Annotated in this window: 18 protein-coding genes; 12 read left to right on the forward strand and 6 right to left on the reverse strand. The window is 68.2% G+C overall.

The window, feature by feature from the left end:
• Window positions 1-184: 184 nt before the first annotated feature.
• On the forward strand, window positions 185-1642 hold the full coding sequence (locus QZ755_RS07120) for a DEAD/DEAH box helicase (protein ID WP_294321254.1): 1458 nt from the start codon (window positions 185-187) through the stop codon (window positions 1640-1642).
• Between the two features lie 177 nt (window positions 1643-1819).
• Here QZ755_RS07120 and QZ755_RS07125 read toward each other — a convergent pair whose 3' ends face one another.
• Both QZ755_RS07125 and QZ755_RS07130 read right to left on the reverse strand, forming a co-directional pair.
• Entirely contained in the window at window positions 1820-4312 is a 2493-nt protein-coding gene (locus QZ755_RS07125) for an FtsX-like permease family protein (RefSeq protein ID WP_294321255.1), read from the reverse strand.
• 94 nt (window positions 4313-4406) lie between these two features.
• Window positions 4407-5102 (reverse strand): ABC transporter ATP-binding protein, encoded by a 696-nt coding sequence (locus tag QZ755_RS07130; protein ID WP_294321256.1) that lies wholly within the window; start codon window positions 5100-5102, stop codon window positions 4407-4409.
• A gap of 65 nt (window positions 5103-5167) precedes the next feature.
• On the opposite strand from QZ755_RS07130, the gene QZ755_RS07135 reads away from it, so the two are divergent.
• Complete coding sequence (locus QZ755_RS07135) at window positions 5168-5848, forward strand: arylesterase (protein ID WP_294321260.1); 681 nt, start codon at window positions 5168-5170, stop codon at window positions 5846-5848.
• Window positions 5849-5883: 35 nt separating this feature from the next.
• On the opposite strand, the gene QZ755_RS07140 is transcribed toward QZ755_RS07135, so the two are convergent.
• The 4 genes from QZ755_RS07140 to tssI form a co-directional block, all read right to left on the reverse strand.
• Window positions 5884-6399 (reverse strand): hypothetical protein, encoded by a 516-nt coding sequence (locus tag QZ755_RS07140; RefSeq protein WP_294321262.1) that lies wholly within the window; start codon window positions 6397-6399, stop codon window positions 5884-5886.
• An 88-nt stretch (window positions 6400-6487) separates the two neighbouring features.
• On the reverse strand, window positions 6488-7669 hold the full coding sequence (locus tag QZ755_RS07145; RefSeq protein ID WP_294321265.1) for a Xaa-Pro peptidase family protein: 1182 nt from the start codon (window positions 7667-7669) through the stop codon (window positions 6488-6490).
• Window positions 7670-7827: 158 nt separating this feature from the next.
• Window positions 7828-9249 (reverse strand): type VI secretion system-associated FHA domain protein TagH, encoded by a 1422-nt coding sequence (tagH, locus tag QZ755_RS07150; protein WP_294321268.1) that lies wholly within the window; start codon window positions 9247-9249, stop codon window positions 7828-7830.
• The gene (gene tssI / locus QZ755_RS07155) at window positions 9246-11321 is read right to left on the reverse strand and encodes a type VI secretion system tip protein TssI/VgrG (protein ID WP_294321271.1); all 2076 of its coding nucleotides are present in this window, start codon (window positions 11319-11321) and stop codon (window positions 9246-9248) included. Before tssI ends, tagH begins: the two co-directional genes overlap by 4 nt.
• 208 nt (window positions 11322-11529) lie before the next feature.
• On the opposite strand from tssI, the gene QZ755_RS07160 reads away from it, so the two are divergent.
• From QZ755_RS07160 to tssH, 10 genes are all read left to right on the forward strand, one after another.
• Window positions 11530-12228, forward strand: coding sequence for an OmpA family protein (locus QZ755_RS07160; protein WP_294321274.1), 699 nt, complete (start codon window positions 11530-11532; stop codon window positions 12226-12228).
• Between the two features lie 22 nt (window positions 12229-12250).
• On the forward strand, window positions 12251-13243 hold the full coding sequence (locus QZ755_RS07165; protein ID WP_294321276.1) for a type VI secretion system ImpA family N-terminal domain-containing protein: 993 nt from the start codon (window positions 12251-12253) through the stop codon (window positions 13241-13243).
• A 70-nt stretch (window positions 13244-13313) separates the two neighbouring features.
• Entirely contained in the window at window positions 13314-13850 is a 537-nt protein-coding gene (tssB, locus tag QZ755_RS07170; protein WP_294321278.1) for a type VI secretion system contractile sheath small subunit, read from the forward strand.
• A gap of 26 nt (window positions 13851-13876) precedes the next feature.
• Window positions 13877-15364, forward strand: a complete 1488-nt coding sequence (gene tssC / locus QZ755_RS07175) for a type VI secretion system contractile sheath large subunit (protein ID WP_055758047.1) — start codon at window positions 13877-13879, stop codon at window positions 15362-15364.
• 50 nt (window positions 15365-15414) lie between these two features.
• Complete coding sequence (locus QZ755_RS07180; protein ID WP_294321282.1) at window positions 15415-15909, forward strand: type VI secretion system tube protein Hcp; 495 nt, start codon at window positions 15415-15417, stop codon at window positions 15907-15909.
• A gap of 4 nt (window positions 15910-15913) precedes the next feature.
• Entirely contained in the window at window positions 15914-16705 is a 792-nt protein-coding gene (locus QZ755_RS07185) for a type VI secretion system accessory protein TagJ (protein WP_294321285.1), read from the forward strand.
• A 10-nt stretch (window positions 16706-16715) separates the two neighbouring features.
• On the forward strand, window positions 16716-17243 hold the full coding sequence (gene tssE / locus QZ755_RS07190; RefSeq protein WP_294321288.1) for a type VI secretion system baseplate subunit TssE: 528 nt from the start codon (window positions 16716-16718) through the stop codon (window positions 17241-17243).
• Complete coding sequence (gene tssF, locus QZ755_RS07195; RefSeq protein WP_294321291.1) at window positions 17240-19117, forward strand: type VI secretion system baseplate subunit TssF; 1878 nt, start codon at window positions 17240-17242, stop codon at window positions 19115-19117. Before tssE ends, tssF begins: the two co-directional genes overlap by 4 nt.
• The gene (tssG, locus tag QZ755_RS07200) at window positions 19081-20124 is read left to right on the forward strand and encodes a type VI secretion system baseplate subunit TssG (RefSeq protein WP_294321294.1); all 1044 of its coding nucleotides are present in this window, start codon (window positions 19081-19083) and stop codon (window positions 20122-20124) included. The genes tssF and tssG overlap by 37 nt, the downstream gene beginning before the upstream one ends.
• Window positions 20125-20199: 75 nt before the next feature.
• Window positions 20200-22824, forward strand: a complete 2625-nt coding sequence (tssH, locus tag QZ755_RS07205; protein WP_294321297.1) for a type VI secretion system ATPase TssH — start codon at window positions 20200-20202, stop codon at window positions 22822-22824.
• Window positions 22825-22868 lie beyond the last annotated feature (44 nt).

A 22868-nucleotide genomic window follows, 5' to 3' on the forward strand; every position in this document is an offset into this window, starting at 1 on the left:
AACCGCCTATTTGCCGCAGCGCAGCGACGCTTTTTCCAGGCAGCGTGATCGGACCTTATGGGTCTCGGCTCCGCGTCGCAGCTCCAACCGGCTTCCCTAGTCACGCGGGTCGCAATTTTTGCCCCGCCATCCGTGCGCCCGTGTGAGCGCCAACGGATGCCGGACCTGTTTTATAGGAACTGTCATGTCCTTCCAGTCGCTCGGCCTGTCGAAGTCGATCCTCGACGCGCTCGCCGCCAAGAATTACGAAACCCCCACCCCGATCCAGCGCGACGCGATCCCGCTGGTCCTCGAAGGGCGCGACCTGCTGGGCATCGCCCAGACCGGTACCGGCAAGACCGCCGCGTTCGTCCTTCCCTCGATCGATCTGCTGGTGAAGGCGAATGTCCGTCGCCGCCCGATGCGCTGCCGGATGCTGGTGCTGGCGCCGACGCGCGAACTGGTCAGCCAGATCGCCGACAATGCCCGCGCCTATGCCAAACACAGCAAGCTGACCGTCGCCACCGTGTTCGGCGGCGTGCCGGTGCCGCGCAACATCCGCGACGTGGCGGCGGGCGTCGACATCCTCGTCGCCACGCCGGGCCGGCTGCTCGACCTGATCGACCAGAAGTGCCTCGGCCTTGGCGAACTCGAAATCCTCGTCCTTGACGAAGCCGACCAGATGCTCGATCTGGGCTTCATCCACGCGCTGCGCCGCATCGTGTCGATGGTGCCGAAGTCGCGCCAGACGCTGTTCTTCTCGGCGACGATGCCCAAGGACATTCGCGAACTTGCCGACAAGTATCTGACCGATCCGGCGACGGTGCAGGTCACGCCGGTGTCGTCGACCGCCGAGCGCGTCGAACAATATGTCACCTTCGTCCAGCAGGCTGAGAAGCAGACGCTGCTGACGATGTTCTTCCGCAATACCAAGATCGATCGCGCGCTGGTGTTCACCCGCACCAAGCATGGCGCCGACCGCGTCGTGAAGCTGCTGGCCGCCAACGGCATTGCGTCGAACGCGATCCACGGCAACAAGTCGCAGCCGCAGCGCGAACGGGCGCTGGCCGCGTTCCGCGACGGCACCGTGCCGATCCTGGTCGCAACCGACATCGCCGCGCGCGGCATCGACGTGTCGGGGGTCAGCCACGTCGTGAACTTCGAACTGCCCAATGTGTCGGAGCAGTATGTCCACCGCATCGGCCGCACCGCGCGCGCGGGTGCGTCGGGCGTGGCGTTCAGCTTCTGCGCCGATGATGAGCGGCCCTATCTGAAGGGCATCGAGCGGCTGACCAAGCAGAAGGTCGAGGTCGTGCCGCTGCCCGCCGACTTCCTCGAACAGAGCGCGAAGATCAAGGCGAGCCGTGCGCCCTATGCCCCCGATCGTCCCGAGCGCCTGCCCAGCGAGCGCGGACCCGCGCGGCCGCGGGCGACCCATGCCCATGGCGCGAAGCCGGCGCATGGTCGCGGCGGTCCGGTCGGCAATCCGGCGCGTGGCGGCCAGCCGCAGCGGGGCGAAGGCCAGGGCGGTGGCGGGCGTCCGCCGCGCGAGGCCGGTGCCGGTGGCGGCGGTCGTCCGGGTGGCGGTGGTCGTCCGGGCGGTGGCGGCGGTCGTGGCCGTGGTGGCCGCGGTCGCGGCGGCGCTCCCCGCGCAGCGGTGTAATCGACAAGCCCCGGCAGGCAACTGCCGGGGTTTTTCATATCCTCCCCGGCACGGGGAGGGGGACCATGCGCAGCATGGTGGAGGGGGGTGTCGGCATACGGCGCCGTAGCGTTGCGCCGAGAACCCCCTCCACCACCGCTTACGCGGCGGTCCCCCTCCCCGTGCCGGGGAGGATTTTTAGAGTTCTCTCAACGCCCGCGCGGGCCGCGCGCTCAGGATCGGCAGCGCCCCGAGCAGCCCGATCCCCACCGTCACCCCGACGCCGACCGCCAGCGTCGCCGCGATCGCGCCGTAATCGGGCAACCAGTCGAACGCGAACAGCTCGACGACCACATACCAGCCCCCGGCGATGCCGATCACCGCCGCCAGCACGGCGAGGATGACCGCCAGCAGCAGATATTCCAGCGCCTGCGCCGCCAGTATCTGTCCGCGCGTCGCGCCCAGCGTCTTCAGGATCACCGAATCATAGGTCCGCGTCTCCCGCGCCGCCGCGATCGCACCGACCAGCACGGCGATGCCGGCAAGGATCGCGATCCCCGCCGCCGCCGCGATGGCGGTCGCCATTTGCGACACGATGGTGCGGACCTGCCCGATCACCTCGCGCACCTCCACGACCGAGGTCGAGGGGAAGCCTGCCGACAGCGCACGGACGAGGGCGCGTTCGCGGCCCGGCGGCATGGTGATCGTCGCTGCTAGGTTATGCGGTACGTCGGACAGCGTGTCGGGGCTGAACACCATCACGAAATTGAACCCCATCGTGTCCCACGCGATCTTGCGCAGCGAAGCGATGCGGGCGGTGCGTTCCTGTCCCGCGACGCTGATGGTCAGCGGATCGCCGATCTTCAGCGCCAGCGCCTCGGCCATCCGTTCGTCGACCGACACCAGCGGCGGTCCGATATAGTTTGCCGGCCACCACTTGCCCGCGACCAGTTCGCTCCCCGGCGGCAGGTCGGCGGCAAAGGTCAGGCCGCGCTCGCCACGCAGCGCCCATGCGCCTTCGGGAATCGTCTTGAGGTCGGCGACGCGGGTCTTGCCATAGGCGGTGATCGTGCCGCGCATCAGGGGCACGGTCTGCACCTCCGCGCCGGGTTGGATGCGACGGATGGTGTCGCGAAAGGCGGCTTCGCGCGGCGGCGGCACGTCGAGCGCGAACAGCGCAGGCGCGCGGGCTGGCACGGTCCGGGCGATATTGGCGTCGAGGCTGGTGCGGATCGCGGCGAGCAGCACGAACAGGGTGAGGCCCAGCCCCAATGCCACCACCAGCGCGCCGGTCCGCGCGCCGGGACGATGGAGCGCCGCAACCGCGAGCCGCCACAAGGGCGCACGCGAACGCGGCAGGCGGGCGGCCAGCCTGCGGATCAGCCAGCCCAATCCGGCCAACAGCAGCAACAGCCCGCCCGCCGCCGCAAGGAACGCCGCGCCGAACCACGGCCGCTCGCTGGTCAGCAGCACCAGCGCGACGATCCCGGCAAAGGCCGCGCCCATCCAGGCCGCCGCCTTCCATGTCGGGGCGCTTCGCCGGTCATGGACGCCCCGCAACAGCCCGGCGGCCGGCACCGCGCCGGCCGCGAGCAGGGGCGGGGCGGCAAAGGCGAGCGCGATCAGCAGGCCATAGGTTGCGGCCTGCAGCAGTGGCAGCGGATGGATCGCAAAGGCCGGCGCGACCGGCAGTACATCGCCTGCCAGCGCGACGATCAGCGGTACGGCGGCGATACCGATCGCCACGCCCACCGCGATGCCGATCGCGGACACGACGACGATCTGCAACAGATAGACCCGCGCGATCAGTCCGGAGGTCGCGCCCAATACCTTCAGCGTCGCGATGCTCGAACGGCGGGTGGCGAGGTAGCTCGACACGCCGTTGCCGACCCCGATCCCGGCGATGACCAGCGCGGTGAGGCCGACCAGCACCAGGAATTCGCCCATGCGCGACAGGAAACGTTCGGCCCCCGGCGATGCACGGTCGCGGGTGCGCGTGTCCCAGCCCAGCCCCGGATAGCGGTCGGTAAATGCCTTGATCGCAACCGCCGGATCGTAGCGGCTGGCGATGCGGTATTTGCTTTCATACAGGCTGCCCGGCGCGATCAGGCCGGTACGGTTCAACCCGTCCAGCGACACCAGCGCCACCGCGCCGAGCGTAAAGCCCTCGCTCAGCCGGTCGGGTTCGTCGGCGATGATCCCGGCGACGGTGAAACGGGCGGTGCCATAGCGCACCGGCCCCCCGACGCGCAGTTTTAGCCGTTCGACCAGCGCCGGGCCGACATAGGTTTCGCTCGGCGACAACGGGCGGGCGGTGCCGCTTTGCAGGGTGAGCGTGCCGTAGAGCGGATAGGCGGCGTCGACCGCCTTCAGTTCGATCGGGGCGGTCTGGCCGTCGCTACCCGCCGCCATCGACTGCATCCGCAGCGTTTCCGACACGCGGCCGAGCTTCGCCATCGCCCGGCGCTCGGCGGGATCGGCGGTCCGTTGCGATACGGAGAGTTCAAGGTCGCCGCCCAGCAGGCTCTGCCCGCGGACGGCCAGTTCGCCGGTGATCGACCGGGTGAGGCTGCCAATCGCCGCCAGCGCACCGACGCCGAGAATCAGGCAGACCAGCAGCAGCCGCAGGCCCCGGAAGCGGGCATCCAGTTCGCGGCGGGCGAACGTCCAGGCGAGGCGCCATTCGGTCATCGGGTGGGGCCGGAAAGATACCGGCGCGAGTTCAGACCCTGCCGTACCCCGGCCTTCGCCGGGGTACGAGGAAAAGGGTTTTGAAAACCTATGCTCATCGCGCGCTATCCCGCGCGATCCGGCCATCGGCCAGTTCGACCACTCGGTCGCAGCGTTCGGCCAGTGCCGGATCGTGGGTGATGACCAGCAACGTCGCGGCGGTCGCCGCACGGCGTTCGAACAGCAGGTCCATGATCGCATGGCCAGTGGCGCGGTCGAGATTGCCGGTCGGTTCGTCGGCGAATACCAGTGCCGGCCGCCCGGCCAGCGCGCGGGCGATGGCGACGCGCTGCTGTTCGCCGCCCGACAATTGCGTCGGATAATGGTGGAGCCGGTGGCCAAGGCCGACCGACACCAGCTCGGCCTCTGCCCGGCCAAAGGCGTCGCTCTCGCCCGCCAGTTCCATCGGCACCGCGACGTTTTCAAGCGCGGTCATCGTCGGTAGCAGGTGGAACGCCTGCAACACGATGCCGATCCGGCCGCGCCGGGCACGCGCCAGGTCATCCTCCCCCATCGCGCCGAAGTCGGCGCCCGCGACATGGACCTGCCCGCCGCTCGCCCGCTCCAGCCCCGACAGCACCGCCATCAGCGACGACTTGCCCGATCCGGAGGCGCCCAGCAGCGCGACGCTGGTCCCGGCGGGCACGGACAGGTCGATGCCATGGAGGATGCGCGTGGCGGCATCGCCGTCGCCCAGCGTCAGGGTGACACCGCGCGCGTCGATGACCATATCGTTCGAAACCGAGACCATGGAGTTTTTCGCCAGTGACGAAGCAGGGACCCCCATATGCAGGCGCGATCGCGCTTCTCCAAGGTGTGTTGCTGTTGTCGGGATGCGGTGGCCCGGATTTGTCGGAAGGCAATGCGGCCGCGCCGGTGAACGTCGCCGCCGATGCGCCGCCATCGCCGATCGATCGCCAGGTCCCGGTCGCGGGGCCGGAGCGGCTGGTGGTGGCGTTCGGCGACAGCCTGTATGCCGGCTATGGCCTGGCGCGGGGCGACAGCCTGCCCGACGATCTGCAGGACGTGCTGCGGGCGGAGGGGATCAACGCGCGGGTGGTGAATGCCGGCATTTCGGGCGACACCAGCGCGGCGGGGCGGCAGCGGCTGGCGTTCACCCTCGACAAGCTGGATCGCAAGCCCGACCTCGTGCTGCTGGGGCTGGGCGGCAACGACCTGTTGCGGCAAATCCCGCCGGCCGAGACGCGGGCGAATTTCGTCGCGATGCTGGACGAATTGAAGCAGCGCGACATTCCGGTGGTGCTGACCGGCATGATGGTGCCGCCCAATCTGGGACCGGACTATGCCGCCGCGTTCAACCGCATCTGGCCCGACATGGCGAAGCAATATGGCGCGACGCTCGACCCGTTCGTCCTGGCCGGCGTGATCGGCAACCGCGCGCTGATGCAGCCGGACGGGATTCACCCGAATGCGCAAGGGGTGGACCGGATCGTCGCGCGGCTGGGACCGGTGGTGGCGGGGCGGTTGCGCGGGTAGGGGCCGCCCCGCCGAAGCAGCGACGATGGCGGACGTCAGGCAACGCGCCGGAAATGGAAGGTGCGAACGAACGGCTGGCCCTTGTCATCGACGTTCGCGGCGGCCTCGGTCATTTCGCGGCCATCGGGTGCCAGCGTGTAGACGCGGACCGAACCCTGCACCCGGTCGCGGGCGAGGTTCATCACCATCACGTTCGGGGCGGGGAGCAGGATCGCCGCGCTGTCGGCCTCGCTCTTTTCCCCTTCGCCCGGCGCGGCGGTGCCGTCGGGGCGATAGGCGACGGTCATGTGCCGGACGCTGCCATCCTGAGCGGTAATATCTACCGAGGTACGCCACCTGCCATTTCCGATGTCCTGAAAGCGGTAGAGAACGCGTTTGGGCGGCGGGCCGTAATTGGCCGGCATCCGGGTGAGGTCGAGTTCCCAGTCGCCGAGGAAGGGCGAGCGGGCGTCGACGGCGGGTGCGGCGGGCGTCGACCGGGCGACCGCCGTGCCGGTGACACCCGCGATGGCCGCAGCGATGGAAAGCAGGATCTTGAGCCGATGGGACATGCTGATGCTCCATGTTCGGCGGAAACAGTTCCGCCGAACATGTAAACTATATATGTAGATTTATGAGTCAACCGGGTCGGAGTGCGTCCTATCCGAAGGGCCGGTCGATCGACGGCTGCGGCTGGGTGAACCACTTCGCACCGTCGTCGGTCACATGGAAATGATCCTCCAGCCGGATGCCGAAGCGGTCGGGGACGACGATCATCGGTTCGTTGGAAAAGCACATGCCCGGCGCGAACGGTGTCGTGTCGCCGCGCACCAGATAGGCCGGTTCGTGGATCGACAGGCCGATGCCGTGGCCGGTGCGATGCGGCAGGCCTGGCAGGCGGTAGTCGGGGCCGAGTCCTTCGCGGACCAGCACCGCGCGGGCAGCGGCGTCGACCGCTTCGCAGGGGACGCCGGGGGCGGCGGCGGCGAAGGCGGCGGCTTGCGCGGCGTGTTCGATGTCCCAGATCGCGCGCATTTCGTCGCTGACCGGGCCGAAGGCATAGGTGCGGGTGATGTCGCTATGATAGCCCTCCACCCGGCAGCCGGTATCGATCAGCACCAGCTCCCCCTCGGCCAGCGCGCGGTCGCCGGGCAGGCCGTGGGGAAAGGCGGTGGCGCGGCCGAACTGGACGATACAGAAAGTCGACCCGCCGCCACCGATCGCACGGTGGGCGTCGTCGATGAAGCGGACGACCTCGCTGGCGAGGATGCCGGGGCGTAAGATTCGGGCGGCGGCGGCCTGGACGTGGAGCGTCATGTCCTTCGCCTGTTGCAGCAGCGCCAGCTCGGCGGGCGATTTGACCATGCGGCAGCCATCGATCGCGGGCGCGCCATCGGTCAGCATCAGCCCGTGCCGCGCCAGCTTCTGTCCCCATGCGAACGGAAGCAGCGGGTCGACCGCGAGGGTTGCCCCGGCGGGCAGGGCGTCGGCGACCAGCGCGGTCGGATCCGCGTCTTCCTCCCACAATAGCAGGTCGGCGGGAATGGTCAGGTCCGCCTCCAGCGTGCCGCGCTCGAACGCCGGACAGATGATGCGCGGGGTGCCGGTCACGGGCAGCAGGAGCGCGACCATCCGCTCGCTCGCCCCCCACGGAATACCGGTGAAATATTGGAGCGACGCGCCGGTATGGACCAGCAGCGCGTGGGCGCCGGCGGCGTCGGTCAGGGCGCGGGCGCGTTCGAGGCGGGCGTGGCGCTCGGCGGGGGTGATGGGGGGAGCGGGCGTGGCCCATGGGGTGATCGCCGCCAGCTGCGCCGCCGCGCTCGATCCGCCGATGGTCATGTCCGTCTCCGCCGAAATCGCCCGAGCGAGCAGGGCGTGAGATCGATCGCGGACGGTTGATCCGCGATCCTCGCTGTCCGTATCCTAACCGCGATCGGCGCGAGCGTCAGCCCCGGCGATCCGTCGTGCGGGCATCGACCGGCGGCTGCCGGCCAGGGTCAGGCGCGGGGGGTGGGGCCTTGTGCGTTATAGGCCTCGCGAAATTCCTTGGCGAACATGTCGAGGAATGCTTCGTCGGACCCCTGCGCCACGCCGCCGAATTCGCGTTCATAGGCCTGCCACAGCGCGGCATCACGGGCGGAGGGCAGGACCCGTTCCAGCACGCCGCCATCCTTTGCCCGCGCCCGGATCGCGGACGGGGCAAAGCGTTCGAGCGTGGTGCGCAGGGCGCCCTGCATCGCACGCAGCGTCGCGACCTGATGCGACTGCAGGTCGCGAAACGCATCCTCGACCGCGCGGTCGGGGGGCATGAAGCCGGGCTGTTCGGCACCCAGCAGCATCGTCAGCGCGTCGTCGGGGCTGCGCGCGAACTTCAGCGGGTTGTGGCCTTCGGGGCTGTAGGCGGTGGCCTCCGCGCCCAGCTGCGCCTTCGCCCGTGCGCGCGCCTCCAGCATCACGACCAGCCCGGCGACCAGCCGCCGGAACAGCAGCGCGCCGCGTTCGGCCGCCTCGGGGCTGAGTCGCGCGGGATCGATCCCAAGCGCGGCGACGAAGGCATCGCCGTCGCCGGTGGCCGGGGGCGGTGGCGGGGCGTGGGTAACGGCGGGGGCGCTGGCGGGCGGAGGGGGTGGGGTCGGCGGTTGGCGCAGCCCCAGCGGATCGCGTGGCGCCTCGACCGGCTGGCCGAAACCACCGCGCGCCCAATCGACCACATTCCCCTCCGCGATGCGACCCCACAGATCGTCGGGCGACGGCGCGGGCGGGCGATCGGGCGCGGCGCTGGACCAGGCGGATGCAGGGTCGGGCACGGGGCCGGCGCTGTCCCACGTCGACACCACCGGCGCCGCCGGGGCGGCGGGCGTGGCCCAGCCCGAGGCGCGTTCGGGCGGTGGACCCCATGCAGTTGCCGGCGCGCGGTGCGCTTCCGGACGGGCGAGCGAAGGCCCGGTCTGCGGCTGCCAGCCGGCGCTGCCGCCGCTGCGTCCGGCGGTGGGGGGCGGGCCCCAGCCGGGGCTGGCCGCACCCGTCTCCGCCGGCGCCCAGCCGTCCTTGGCGGAGGCTGGCGCAGGCGGTGTAGTATCGTTCCATCCGCCCCATCCGCCCGCCGCCGTTGCCGGACGATCGATCCGGGCGAGGATGGTGAACGGGCCGGCGGTAAAGCGGTCGCCGTCGCGGATCACGTGGTCGGGCGACACCCGCTGGCCGCTATCGGCGAGGAAGGTGCCGTTGGTGCTACGGTCGGTCAGACGATAGTCGCTGCCGTCGAAGCGGATATCGAAATGGCGCGACGACAGATGCCGCGTCGGATCGGCGAGCATCCAGTCGCATCCGTCCGCCCGGCCGATCGTCGCGTCGCGGCGATCGATCGCAAGCGGTGCGGCCGTGGCGGGGCCGGCAACGACCGACAGGGTCAGCGTCATTGCCCGCCATCACCCGCCGCCGGGCCGAGCGCCTCGGGCGCGCCGAAGGAACCGCCCCCCTCGGGATTGATGTCGGTGCGTGCGCCGTTCAGCAACAGCGCGGTCGCGCCGTTGACCCGCGTGTCGGGGGCGTTGACGACCGCCGTCTCGTTCGCCTGCACATTCACCGTCGGCGACTGGATCGTGATGCTGTCGGGGCCGATGGTGATCTTCGAATTCTTCACGCGGATGGTGATCTGCGTCTTGGATTCGATCGACAGCGCGCCGTCGACCAGCAGCGCGTCGGTGCCGATGACGTGCGTCTCGCGCTTGCCCGTGACGTCGGTCTTGCTGTCGCGACCGATGCTGGTGGTCTGGTCGCGGACAATGGCGCTGGTATCGTCGCGGCCGATATTGGTCGTGCGGTCCAGCCCGACGCGGCGGTTCTGGTTATGGCCGACATGGCGCGATTCATCGAAGCGGACGCGGCTGTTCATGTCGCGTTCGGCGTGGATGAACAGTTCCTCCTGTCCGCCCTTGTCCTCGAAGCGGATTTCGTTCGATGTGCGGCCCTGTCCGCTGTCGAGCGCCTCCGTCTCCGGATATTCGCCCGACGCGCCATAGGTGAGGGTCCGCCACACCGCCCGCGTCTTGTTGGCCGGCAGGTCATAGACCGGCATGTGCGACCGGTTGAACACCCGGCCCATGACGATCGGCCGATCGGGATCACCGTCGAGGAAATCGACCAGCACCTCATGCCCCACCCGCGGCAGGATGACGTTGCCCAAACCACCGGTCTGCGACACGCGCACCCAGCAGGTCGAGCGTTCGCCGGGCGTGTCGGCGCGGTCCCAGGGGAAGCGGATCTTCACCCGGCCATATTCATCGGTATAGATCGTCTCGCCCGCAGGTCCGGTGACCATCGCGGTCTCGAGGCCCTGCGCGCGCGGGCGCGGCGTCTGTGCCGGCGACTGGAACACGGTGTCGGCGGGTACAGCCTCGAACTTGACGTTGTACGGCTCCTCATCCTCCTGCTCGCCCGAGCGATAGGCTTCGGCAGCGATCGAATGGGTCGCGGCGATCACCATATAGGCTCCGTTCAGCCGGTCGGCGGGATGGTCGGCGACGTCCAGCCGCTGTCCGGTGGTGATGCCCGATGCCTGGCTGGTGCCCGTGAAGACGCGGCGATTGGCCCGCTGTGCGTCGAGCAGCGTCTGGCCGCGTTCGCGCCCGGTCGCTTCCTGGTCGCCGCGCCCGGTCTTTTCGCGGGTATAGCGGCCGGGATAGACGAAAATCTCACGGTCGTCGCGCGGGTGGCCGCCCTGTCCGGTGGATTCGCTGGCCAGCGGCTGGTCGGGCGATTCGAAGTCGAAATCACGCACCGTCACCCGTGCCTGCCCGCTCGACGCAACGCGTTCGACCCAGGTCTGCAGGATGTCGCGCGGGGCGTCGAACCGACTCTTCGAATTGGCGGTGAAGACCGACATCGCGTTGGCGTTGAAGCGCAACTGCGGCGGGTTGCCCGGCTGGTGCGACGCCGGCCCCTCGCACAGCACCATCACATGCCGGTCGGCATCGTGGCGGAAGAAGTAATAGATGCCCTCCTCTTCCATCAGCCGCGACACGAAATCGAAATCGCTCTCGCGATACTGGACGGTATAGCCCCGCGTGACGCGCGGTTTCGCGAGGCGGGTATAGTCGACGTCCTGGATGCCTGCGCCCTCGATCACCGCCTGGATGATCTCGACCGCGGTCTTGTCCTGGAAGATCGCCATCTGGCGGTTCTGCGCCAGATAATAGGTCCAGGGTTCGATCGTCAGGCGATAATGATGGCCATCGGGTTTTTCCTCGACATATTCCCCCGCCGTCACCAGCCCGTGGAACCGGCGCAGCAGTTCGCCATCCTCCAGCACCGCCAGTCCCGCCGGCTTGCCGAGATGGGGGTACAGGTCGAGTTCGAGCGGCGAGATGATCGTCGCACGCACCGTGAAGGGGCGTCCGAGCCGCTCCTCGCTCTCGATCCGTTGCAACACGACCTGTTCGTCGCCGACGTCGATCGCCATCTGGGTGAGCCGTTGCCCTGCGTCCGCCACCAGCTACTCCTGCGTGCGCGACAGCCTGCTGTAAAAACCGGCTGAACTGCCTTGTCCCTGCCCGCGAACCTATCGTTCGTCCCGCCACCGTACAATGGCTTGCAAATCAAACGGTCGTTTCGGGATTGTGATCCATCGCGAATCGCGGCTAGAATGTGGCAACAGGGCGGGGGCCTAATCGTTATCGGAACCGGAAGGGGACGAGACTATGACGCTACGCTTCGCACTGTTTTCCATGGCGGGCCTGATCGCGACTCCGGTGCTTGCCGGACAGGCGCAGCCTGCGCGGACCCCGACCGTGGAAGGATATCTCTGCACCTTTGCCGGCAAATGCGACGGCACGACGCCCGACCGCGTGACCCGCGACGCCCCCGAAACGCGCGGGTTCCGACTCGCCCGGCCGGGTGAGGGTGCGGATGCGGCGCCGTCGACACCTGCGCCGGTCGCGCGGACGCAGCGTCGGACGACGCGCAGCGCCGCTGTCGCCGAACGCGGCAGCCGGACCGGGCGCAGCGTCGGGACGCGGGCCTATGCCGCCGCCGCCGCGCCGACCGCCAATCCCGGTTCGGGACGCCGCGCCGACCTGATGATCGGGTTCGAACTCAATTCGGACCGGCTGACCCCGGCGGGCGAGGCGTCGGCGCAGGTTTTTGCCCGGTCGCTGATGATGCCCGAACTGCAGGGCAGCCGTTTCCGGATCGAGGGGCATACCGACGAGCGCGGCGGGCGCGGCATCAACGTGCCGCTGTCGGTGCGTAGGGCGCAGCGTGTTGCCGACTATCTGATCGCGCGCGGCGTTGCGCCGGCGCGGCTGGAGACGCGGGGGTTCGGATCGTCCAAACCGCTGCCCGGACGCAGTGCCGCCAATCCTGCCAACCGACGGGTCGAAGCCGAGCTGATTTCCTGATCGCGCCGGCGGGGCCGTGACCATGATCGACCGAGAAACCCTGTTGCAGCCGGTGTCGGACGATGCGCCCGCCGGCCCCGACCTGTCCTATGATCCCGCGCGCGAAACGATCGAACAGGCGTTCGCGACTCCGCCGGACGAGGTGGATTGGGATGCGACGATCCGTGCGATCGTGGATCAGATGGCGCAGACCCGCGACCTCTGGCTCGCGGTCTATCTGGCACGGGCCGGCGCGCGGGCGGGGCGGCTGGCAGTGGTCGGTGACGCGCTCGACCTGCTGGCCGGCTATGTCGAGCGGTTCTGGGACAGCGTGCATCCGACCATGGAAGAATATGGGGTCGAGGGGCGGCGCGGCGCGTGCGAATCGCTGGTGCGGATCGGCGAGTTCCTCGCGCCGCTGCGTCGCGTGCCGTTGATCGATCACCCGCGGCTGGGCAGTTTTTCGGGCGGCGACGTCGAACGCTTCGCTGCCGAAGGGGCGACGGCCGATGGTTACGGCCCGTTCCGCGCGGCGCTGGCCGATACGCCGCTCGACCGCATCGCCGAGGAACGCGCGCAGCTGGAACAGGTTCGGGCTGCGATCCTGCGCACCGATCGGGTCCTGTCCGAACGATCGGAAGCGGTGGGGCAGACCGGTACCAATTTCGCCGCGACCTATGACACGATCGATTCGATCATCGCGGCGCTGGACAGTTTCGCGGTAGCGGCACCGACCGTCGAGACGGCGTCCGGCGAAGCGCCAGAATCCTCGGAGCGGTCCGGCAGGGCGCCTACTGCGACGCCGGGTCGGATCGCGTCGCGCGACGATGTGGCGCGCGCAATCGATTCCATCGTCGACTATTATGCACGGGCCGAACCATCCAGCCCGATTCCGATAGCACTCGTCCGAATCAAGGGGTGGATCACAATGGACTTCGTTTCGATCCTAGATGACATTGCGCCAGGGAGCCGAAACGAGGCCTTGAGCGTATTGCGATCCAGAAACGAAGACGGCGGCGGTCCAGACATGATGTAATTCCGGTGCGACATCGCAGCGCCGGGCAAAATAAAGGTCCGGCCGAAACGTTCAGAAGGGATGCGGATACATGGCGATCAAGAGCGGGCAGCGTTTCATTCGGGAGAATCGCAAGCCCCGAGTGCATATCGAATACGAAGTCGAGACCTACGGCGCACGCCAGAAAGTCGAGCTTCCGTTCGTCATGGGCGTGATGTCCGACCTGTCGGGAAAGAGCCTGAAGGACAAGAAGGCCGCCGAATCGCGCGAATTCGTCGATTTCGACATGGACAATTTCGACCAGCGAATGGAGGCGATCGCCCCCCGCGTCGCCTTTGCCGTCGACAACACGCTGACCGGTGAAGGCAAGCTGGCGGTCGACCTGACGCTCAATTCGATGAACGACTTCTCTCCGGGCCAGATCGCCAAGCGGATCGAACCGCTCGCCAAGCTGCTCGAAGCGCGGACCCAGTTGGAAGACCTCTTGTCGTACATGGATGGCAAGCATGGCGCGCAGGACCTGCTCGACAAGGTGCTGAACGATCCGGCGCTGCTGAAGGCGCTGCTCGCCGAACGGGCGGCGGCGCGGAGCGAGGCTGACGGCACCCCGTCGGCACCCCAGGCCTGAACCCCGGTAGCGAACAGGAGCGGACCATGGCCCAGGAAGCCTTCAGCCAGACCAACGACACCGCGCCCGCCACTTCGGAGGAAGTGAGCGATTTCCAGGCGCTGCTGCAAAAGGAATTCAAGCCCGCGACCGAGGAACGCCGGTCGCGCATCGAACAGGCGGTGCAGACGCTGGCCGAACAGGCGCTGTCGAATGCGCAGATCGTCGGCGGCGACGTGTTCGCGACGGTCGACGCGATGCGCGCGGCGATCGACCGCAAGCTGACCGAACAGATCAACCAGATCATCCATCACCCGGAATTCCAGGCGATGGAATCGGCATGGCGGGGCCTCAACTACCTCGTCATGAACACCTCGACCGGCAAAGACATGAAAATCCGCGTGATGAACATGTCGAAGGAAGAGGCGCGGCGGATGTTCCGCCAGTATCGCGACGCGGCGTGGGACCAAAGCCCACTGTTCAAGAAGATCTACGAGAACGAGTTCGGCCAGCTGGGCGGCCAGCCCTATGGCGCGTTCGTCTGCGACTACAGCTTCGACCACAGCGCCCCCGATCTGGAGGTCATGCGCGGGCTGTCGCGGATCGGTGCGGCAAGCCACGCGCCGTTCATCGCCGCCGCCGCGCCGTCGCTGCTGGGCATGGACAGCTGGACCGAGCTGTCGAACCCGCGCGACCTGGGCAAGCTGTTCGATGCGACCGATTACGGCGCCTGGCGCTCGTTCCGCGCGTCGGAGGACAGCCGTTACCTGGCGCTGACCCTGCCGCGCTTCCTCGGGCGTCCGCTCTATGGTGCCAAGACCGAACCGGTCGAGGAGTTCGATTTCGAGGAGGACGCCGGCGGGGCGCATGACAGCCATCTGTGGCTGAACGCCGCCTATGCGATGGGCACGCGCATCACCGAGGCGTTCAACACCTATGGCTGGACCACCCGCATTCGCGGCGTGGAATCGGGCGGCACCGTAGAGGAGCTGCCGACCGCGGCCTTCCCGACCGACGAGGGCGGCATCGATTACAAATGCCCGACCGAGATCGCCATTTCCGACCGGCGCGAGGCGGAGCTTTCCGCCGCCGGGCTGATGGCGCTGGTCCATCGCAAGAATACCGACCAGGCGACGTTCATCGGCGCGCAGACCGTCCACCGGCCCGCCGCCTATGACAAGAAGGAGGCGACCGCCAACGCCAACCTGTCGGCGCGTCTGCCCTATATCTTCGCCAGCTGCCGCTTCGCGCATTACCTGAAATGCATGGTGCGCGACTGGGTCGGCGGATCGCGGGAGGCCGAACAGCTCCAGCGCGATCTCAACAATTGGGTCCTCCAATATGTCGACGGTTCGCCGACGACATCGAACGAGGAAACCAAGGCCCGCCTGCCATTGAAGCAGGCCAAGATCGAGGTGATCCCGGATGAGGAGAACCCAGGCTACTACAAGGGGAAGTTCATGTTCGTGCCGCACTACCAGCTCGAAGGGATGGATGTGGCGCTGAGCATGGTTTCACGCTTGCCCAAGTCCTGACGTGATCGGTTTTCGTCCGGGCTTTCACGGTTTGTAACAGGAGTAAGTCAATGGCAGTCGATCTGTTTCTCAAAATTGACGGTGTCCACGGTGAATCGTCCAAGAAGAACCACCAGGGCGAAATCGACATCATCTCGTTCGATTTCGGCGCGGTGCAGCATGGTTCGTTCCACAGCGGCGGTGCCGGCGGTGGTTCGGGCAAGGCCGAAATCTCCGACATCCGCATCCAGAAGGAAGTCGACAAGTCGTCGCCGCTGCTGTTCAAGCATTGCGCTTCGGGCAAGCACATCAAGGAAGCGATCATCTATTCGCAGAAGGCGGGCGACGGCAACAACCCGCTGACCTATTACAAGATCAAGCTCGAAGACATCATCGTGTCCGACATCCACAACAACGGTGCGTCGGGTGGTGATGCGATCATGGAATCGGTCACGTTCAACTGTGCGAAGGTGACCTTCGACTATCAGGCGCAGAACGCGCAGGGTGGCAAGGACGGCGGCGTCGTCACCGCCTATTACGACATCCGCCAGAACGAGGCGGGCTAACGCGATGGCAGCGGTCGTCGACACTGGTTCCAAGGCCGACGACCTGCTGCGGGCAGGCGACTTCGACGGGGCACGCCGTGCCCTGGTCGAAGTCGTCAAGTCCGATCCGGGTCATGTCCCGACCCGACTGTTTTTGTGGCAGCTGCTGGCGGTGCAGGGTGACTGGGCCAAGGCGAAGACGCATCTGACCGCGCTGGCGCAATTGTCGCCGGAAGCGCAGATGCTGTCGGTCGTTTACGGCCAGGCGATCGATGCGGAGGCGACGCGCGCGGCGGTGATGGCCGGGCGTGAGCGCGCGATCATTCATGGCGGGTCGGACTGGGCCGAGGGTGTGGCGGAGGCGCTGCAACTGGCGGCGACCGGTGCGGCCACACAGGCTGAGGACGTCCGCGCGGCGGCGTTCGATGCCGCCCCCGATACCCCCGGTACGCTCGATGGCGTCGCGGTCGACTGGATCGCCGATGCCGATCCGCGCTTCGGCCCGGTGATGGAGGCGATCGTCGGTGGGCGCTATGGCCTGTTGCCGTTCGATGCGGTGGCGAAGATGACGTCGGAGGGGCCGAAGGACCTGCGCGACATCGTGTGGTATCCGGTCGAACTGACGCTGAAGGCAGGCGCGCGCATCGCTGCGCTGCTGCCGGCGCGCTACCCCGACCTGTCCGACGATCCGGCGGAACTCGCCGTGCGGGCGACCGGATGGCGCGACGATGGCACCGGCGTCGGCCAGCGGCTGTGGACCGCATCCGATGGCGAGGATCGCGGTCTGTTTTCGGTCCGCTCGGTCGACCTCGGCTGATCCCGTGGCGGTGCGGCAACGGCTGACGCCGACACTCTATGACAAGCTGGTCGCCGATCTCGATATTTCGGGGATGCGCGACGACAAAGACACCGCACCCGCCGTCGCGCGGGAGAAATTCCGCTATTACTCGGTGCCCAAGCTGGAACGGTTCAACGAAACCGCGCTGCGCGCCACGATCCGGCGCGATCTGGCGTGGCTGTTCAACACCACCAGCTTGGAATCGCTGGTCGATCTCGAACCTTATCCGCATGTCCGGGAATCGGTGCTGAACTATGGGCTGAGCGACCTTGCCGGCCGCACGCTCGACCGGCGCGCAGTACTGGCGCGGGCGCGGGAGATCCGGCGGGCGATCCGGTTGTTCGAACCGCGCCTGTCGCGCGAGGGGCTGACGGTCGATCCGGTCGAGGACCCGAGCGACCCGCACGCGCTGACCTATCTGATCCAGGGGGACATCACCGCGGCGGCGCAGACGATGCCGGTGAAGTTCCGTACCGAGGTCGAAGCCGAAACCGCCTCGGTCAACGTGCGCGAATGACCACCGGCATCGATCCGCGCCTGCTGCGCTATTACAACGACGAACTCGCCTATCTGCGCGAAGAGGCGCGGGCGTTCGGCATCGAGCATGAGGCGGTGGCCGGGCGGCTGGGGCTGAAGACCCCGACCGATCCCGACCCCTATGTCGAACGGCTGCTGGAAGGGGTCGCCTATCTCGGCGCCCGCGTGCAGCTGAAGATCGCGGACCAATATCCCGAATTTACCCACCATTTGCTGCACGCCGTCCAGCCACATTATCTGGCGCCTACTCCGTCGATGTGCATTGCCGGGTTCGAGCCGAAGGACGGCGATCCGATCCTGACCAAGGGCTATGTCGTGCCACGCGGCACGCCGCTGACCGCGACCGCGACCGAGCAGAACGGGGTGCCGGTCGAGTTCCGCACCGGTCAGGACGTGACGCTGTGGCCGCTCAAGATTACGCAGGCCGAATATCTGCCTAGCCGTGCGGCGGTCGCCCCCTTCGCCACCGCCGCCGATGTGCGCGCCGAAGCGGGGCTGCGCCTGCGGTTCGAAACGACCGGCGGTGCGGCGCTGCCGCAGGTGCTGCCCGGTACGCTGCCGCTCTATCTGGCGGGATCGGAGGCGGTGCCGGCCGAACTCTATCGCCAGATCGTCGGCGAAACGGTGGCGACCATCGCCCGGTCGGCCGATGCGGCGGCGGGACCGGAGGGGTGGATGCGCCTGCCCGCGCCCGAACAGGTCGGGTTCGATGACGATCAGGCGCTGCTGCCGCCCGAACTGCGCTCGTTCCGCGGCTATCGCCTGCTGACCGAATATTTCGCCTGTCCCGAACGCTTTCTGTTCGTCGACCTGAAGGGGCTGGGTCGCGCGTTCCGGGTCAGCCCGACGGCGTGCGACGTGGTGCTGCTCTTCTCGCGATCGGCGCAGATTCTGCACAATGCGCTGGACCCTTCGAACTTCCGCCTGTTTGCGACGCCGGCGATCAACCTGTTCGAAAAGCAGCTGGGGCGGGTGCGCGTGTCGAAGTTCGACCACGAACATCATGTCGTGCCCGACCGCGCCCGACCGCTGGATTACGAGGTATTCCGCATCCTCGACGTGCAGGCCTATGCCGCGAACAATGTCGATGCGCGCACGGTGGCGCCGCTCTATGCGCCGGGCGCGTTGCTGTACGACTGGAACGAGGCGCTGTTCTACACCACGCAGCTGCGCCCGCGCCGGTTGTCGACCCGCGAACGGCGGCTGCGGCGGCGGGGCGAATATACCGGCACGGAGACGTGGATCGCGCTGACCTCGCCGGGCGATGCATCGCGGCTGGACGGGGTCGACGAACTGGCGGTGCGGGCGCTGGTCACCAATCGCGAGCTGCCCGAATTGCTGACCTTTCGCGGCGAGCATCACTTTACCGTATCCGGCGTGCCGGCGCGCACCGTCAGCGTGCTGCGCGCGCCGACCCGGCCGCAGGCGCCGATGGGCCTGGGCGACGCCGCGTGGCGGTTGATCGGCCACCTGACGCCCAATTACACGACATTGGCGCCGCAGGACGGCAGCGATCCGGGCGTGCTGCGCGATCATCTGGCGCTCTATGGGCGGCAGGACGATGCGGCGTCGCGGCGGCAGGTCGACGGAGTGACGGCGATCCGCTCCGAACGGGTCGCGCGGCGGGTGCCGGGCATGGACCGCATGTCGATCGCGCGCGGCCACCGCATCCATGTGACGCTGGACGATGCCGCGTTCGACAAGGGGCGGATGTTCCTGTTCTCCGCCGTCCTCGAACGCTTTCTGGCCGAATTCAGCAGCATCAACAGTTTCACCGAAACCTGGGTCGCAAGCGCCAATGAAGGGGAGTTTCAGCGATGGCCGCTGAGGATCGGTCGCCGACCGACCATCTGACCTTTCTGGCCGAGGCGGCGGCCGATGCCGGACGGTTCGGGCTGTTCCCGATCGTCCGGGGGGCGGAGGCGCGGGCGCGGCACCTGCCCCGCGTCGGGCGGGCGCGGCGGCCGGCGCAGAGCGTCGCCGACCTGAATCAGGTCCCCTCGCTGGCCTTCCCCGATTCGACGCTCGCCGAGGTCGAGATACGCGACGGGCGGGCGCGGGTCGGCGGATACTGGCTGGGGCTGACCGGGCCGATGGGACCGTTGCCGCAGCACATGACCGAATTCGCGACGTTCGAGCGGCGCTATGCCCGGTCGCGGCCGTTCGGGAAGTGGCTCGACCTGTTGGCAGGCAGGATGCTGCAGTTCTTCTTTCGCGCATGGAGCGATTCGCAGCCGGCGGCGCAGGCCGACCGACCGGAGGACGATCGCTTTGCCGACGGGCTGGCGCGGCTGACCGGGGCGGGCGACGGGGTAGGCGCGGATGCGGCATTCCCGGCGGCGGGGCGGGTGCATTATGCCGCCTTGTTCGCCGGGCGGCGCAGCGCCGGCGCGATCGAGGATGCGCTGACACACCTGTTGGGGCAGGCGGTGCGGGTCGAGGAATATCAGCCGCGCTGGCGCGACATCGATGCGGAGGACCGCACCCGGCTGGGCCGGCAGTTCGCCCGGCTGGGCGACGAGGTGATGCTGGGCGGACGGGCGAAGGTGGTGAGCGATGCGTTCCGCGTCGTGATCCGCGCGACATCGGCAGCGGATTATGCGGCGCTGATGCCGTCGGGCGCGCGGTTCCGGGTGCTGTCGGAGGCGCTCGACGCCTTCGCCCCCAGCCACCTCGAATGGGACGTCGCGCTGGAGATCGACGCGGCGGAGGCGACGCCGGCGCGGCTGGACGGAGCGACGCGACTCGGGTGGAGCGGCTGGCTGGGCGGCGGCACGGGAGTGCGGCGGGACGCGCATTTGCGACGGGGGACCAATGGCGCGGGAGCGGGGGCGCATGACGGCAACGGTACCCATGCATAATCGTGGCAACGCCGACAGGTACCGCGCCATCCTTTCGCTCCTCCGCATTCAACCCGTCGACCCACAAGGATCAGCATGACCGACATCAGCCGTACCGCCCTGTTCGGACGCCTCGATCCCAGCGCGTTGCAGGCGATCGAGTCCGCCACCGGTTTCGCCCGGATGCGCGGCAATCCCTATGTCGAGCTGGTCCATTGGCTGCATCTGCTGGTGCAGGATTCGACCGGCGACATTGCCGCCATCCGCGCGGCGTTCGGCATCGACGATGCGGTGCTGGCGCGCGATATCGTCGGCGCGCTCGACATATTGCCGCGCGGGGCTTCCGCCATTTCCGACTTCGCGCCGCAGGTCGAGGAGGCGATCGAAAAGGGCTGGCTCTACGCGTCGCTGCAATTCGGGGCGGGGAAGGTGCGCACCGGGCATCTGCTCTACGGGATGCTCAGGACGCCGACGCTGCGCAATGCGCTGTTCGCGACCAGCGGCGAATGGCGCAAGATCGCCGCCGACCGGCTGGGCGCGGAGTTCGATGCGATCGTAAAGCCGTCGACGGAAACGAGCGCGGTCGCGCCAGGCGATGCCGCCGCTCCGGCCGCAGCGAGCGGCCCGGCCCCGGCGGGTGAGGCGCTGGCACGCTATTCGACCGATCTGACCGCCAAGGCCCGCGCGGGCGAGATCGACGCGGTGGTCGGGCGCGATGCCGAAATCCGCCAGCTGATCGATGTGCTGCTGCGGCGCCGACAGAATAACCCGATCCTGATCGGCGAGGCAGGCGTGGGCAAGACGGCGGTGGTCGAGGGGTTCGCCCGCCGCATCGCCGATGGCGACGTGCCGCCCGCGTTGAAGGGCGTGACGCTCCGCGCGCTGGACGTGACGCTGATGCAGGCCGGCGCAGGGGTGAAGGGCGAGTTCGAGAAGCGGCTGCGGCAGGTGATCGACGAGGTGGAAGGCGCTGCCAGCCCGGTGATCCTGTTCATCGACGAAGCGCATACGCTGGTCGGCGCGGGCGGGCAGGCGGGAACAGGCGATGCCGCCAATTTGCTGAAACCGGCGCTGGCGCGCGGACGGCTGCGCACCATCGCCGCGACGACCTATGCCGAATATCGCCAGTATTTCGAAAAGGACCCGGCCCTTACCCGCCGGTTCCAGCCGGTCGATGTCGCCGAGCCGGAGGCGGACGTCGCGGTCGACATGCTGCGATCGGTGGTCGGCGCGATGGAGGATCATCACGGCGTCGTGGTACTGGACGAGGCGGTGACGGCGGCAGTCACCCTGTCGCAGCGTTACGTACCCGCGCGCCAACTGCCGGACAAGGCGGTGAGCCTGCTCGACACCGCCGCCGCGCGTGTGGCGGTGTCGCAGCACGCGACCCCGGCGGCGGTCGAGGACCGGCGGCGGCGGCTGGAACTGCTGGAGGCGGAGCGCGGCGTGGTCGAGCGCGAGACGCAGCAACGCTATCGCCGCGACGACCGGCTGGCCGAACTGGACGAGGCGATCGGTGCCGCGCGGGCCGCAGTCGAAACCGTCGAGGCGAAATGGACCGCCGAACGCGATGCGCTGGACGCAGTGCGCGCGGCGCGGGACGGCGACGACAGCGATGCGCTGGATACCGCGCTGGCGGCGGCACGCGATGCGGCGGGCGACGACCCGATGGTGTTCGGCGTGGTCGATAGCGATGCGATCGCAGCAGTGGTCGGCGACTGGACCGGAATCCCGGTCGGCCGGATGGTCAAGGACGAGATCGAAAGCGTGCTGACTATCGGCACCGCGTTGAAGGCGCGGGTGATCGGGCAGGACCATGCGATGGACGCCATCGCCAAGCGTATCCAGACCAGCCGGGCGAAACTGGACAATCCGGCCAAGCCGGTCGGCGTGTTCATGCTGTGCGGCCCGTCGGGCGTCGGCAAGACCGAGACCGCACATGCGCTGTCCGAACTGCTGTTTTCCGGCGACGATTCGATGATCGTCATCAACATGAGCGAGTTTCAGGAGGCGCACACCGTCTCGACGCTGAAAGGGGCGCCCGCCGGCTATGTCGGATACGGGCAGGGCGGGGTGCTGACCGAGGCGGTGCGGCGGCGGCCCTATTCGGTGGTGCTGCTGGACGAGGTGGAGAAGGCGCATCCGGACGTCCACGAGATGTTCTTCCAGGTGTTCGACAAGGGGTTCATGAACGATGCCGAGGGGCGGCACATCGATTTTCGCAACACGGTGATCCTGCTGACCTCCAACGTCGGCACCGACCTGATCGCGACGCTGACCGAGGATGAAGAAACCGCCCCGGCCCCCGATGCGCTGGCGACGGCACTGCGGCCCGAATTGCTGAAGGTGTTTCCGCCGGCGTTGCTCGGGCGGTTGTCGGTGCTGCCCTATTATCCGCTGAGCAAGGACATGCTCGCCGGGATCGTCCGGCTGCACCTGGGGCGGATCGAGCGGCGGATTCGCGACAATCACGGCATTACGCTCACCATCGATCCGGCGGTGGTCGACCATATCGTCGACCGCTGCACCGAAGCGGCGTCGGGCGGGCGGATGATCGATGCGATCCTGACCAACTCGATGCTGCCCGACATGTCGGTCGCGCTGCTGGAACGGCGGATGCGCGGCGACGAGGTGCGGTCGATCGCAGTCGCGGTCGAGGGGGATGCGCTGGCCTATCGGTTCGACGGTGCTTCCCGCGCGGTGGATGGCGCAGGTGAATGATTGCAGCGACTTAGGATTGCGACCTATCCTGTGCCGGATCGAGA

Origin of the sequence: uncultured Sphingomonas sp., from assembly GCF_913776855.1 — a bacterium.
Taxonomy (GTDB): Bacteria; Pseudomonadota; Alphaproteobacteria; order Sphingomonadales; family Sphingomonadaceae; genus Sphingomonas.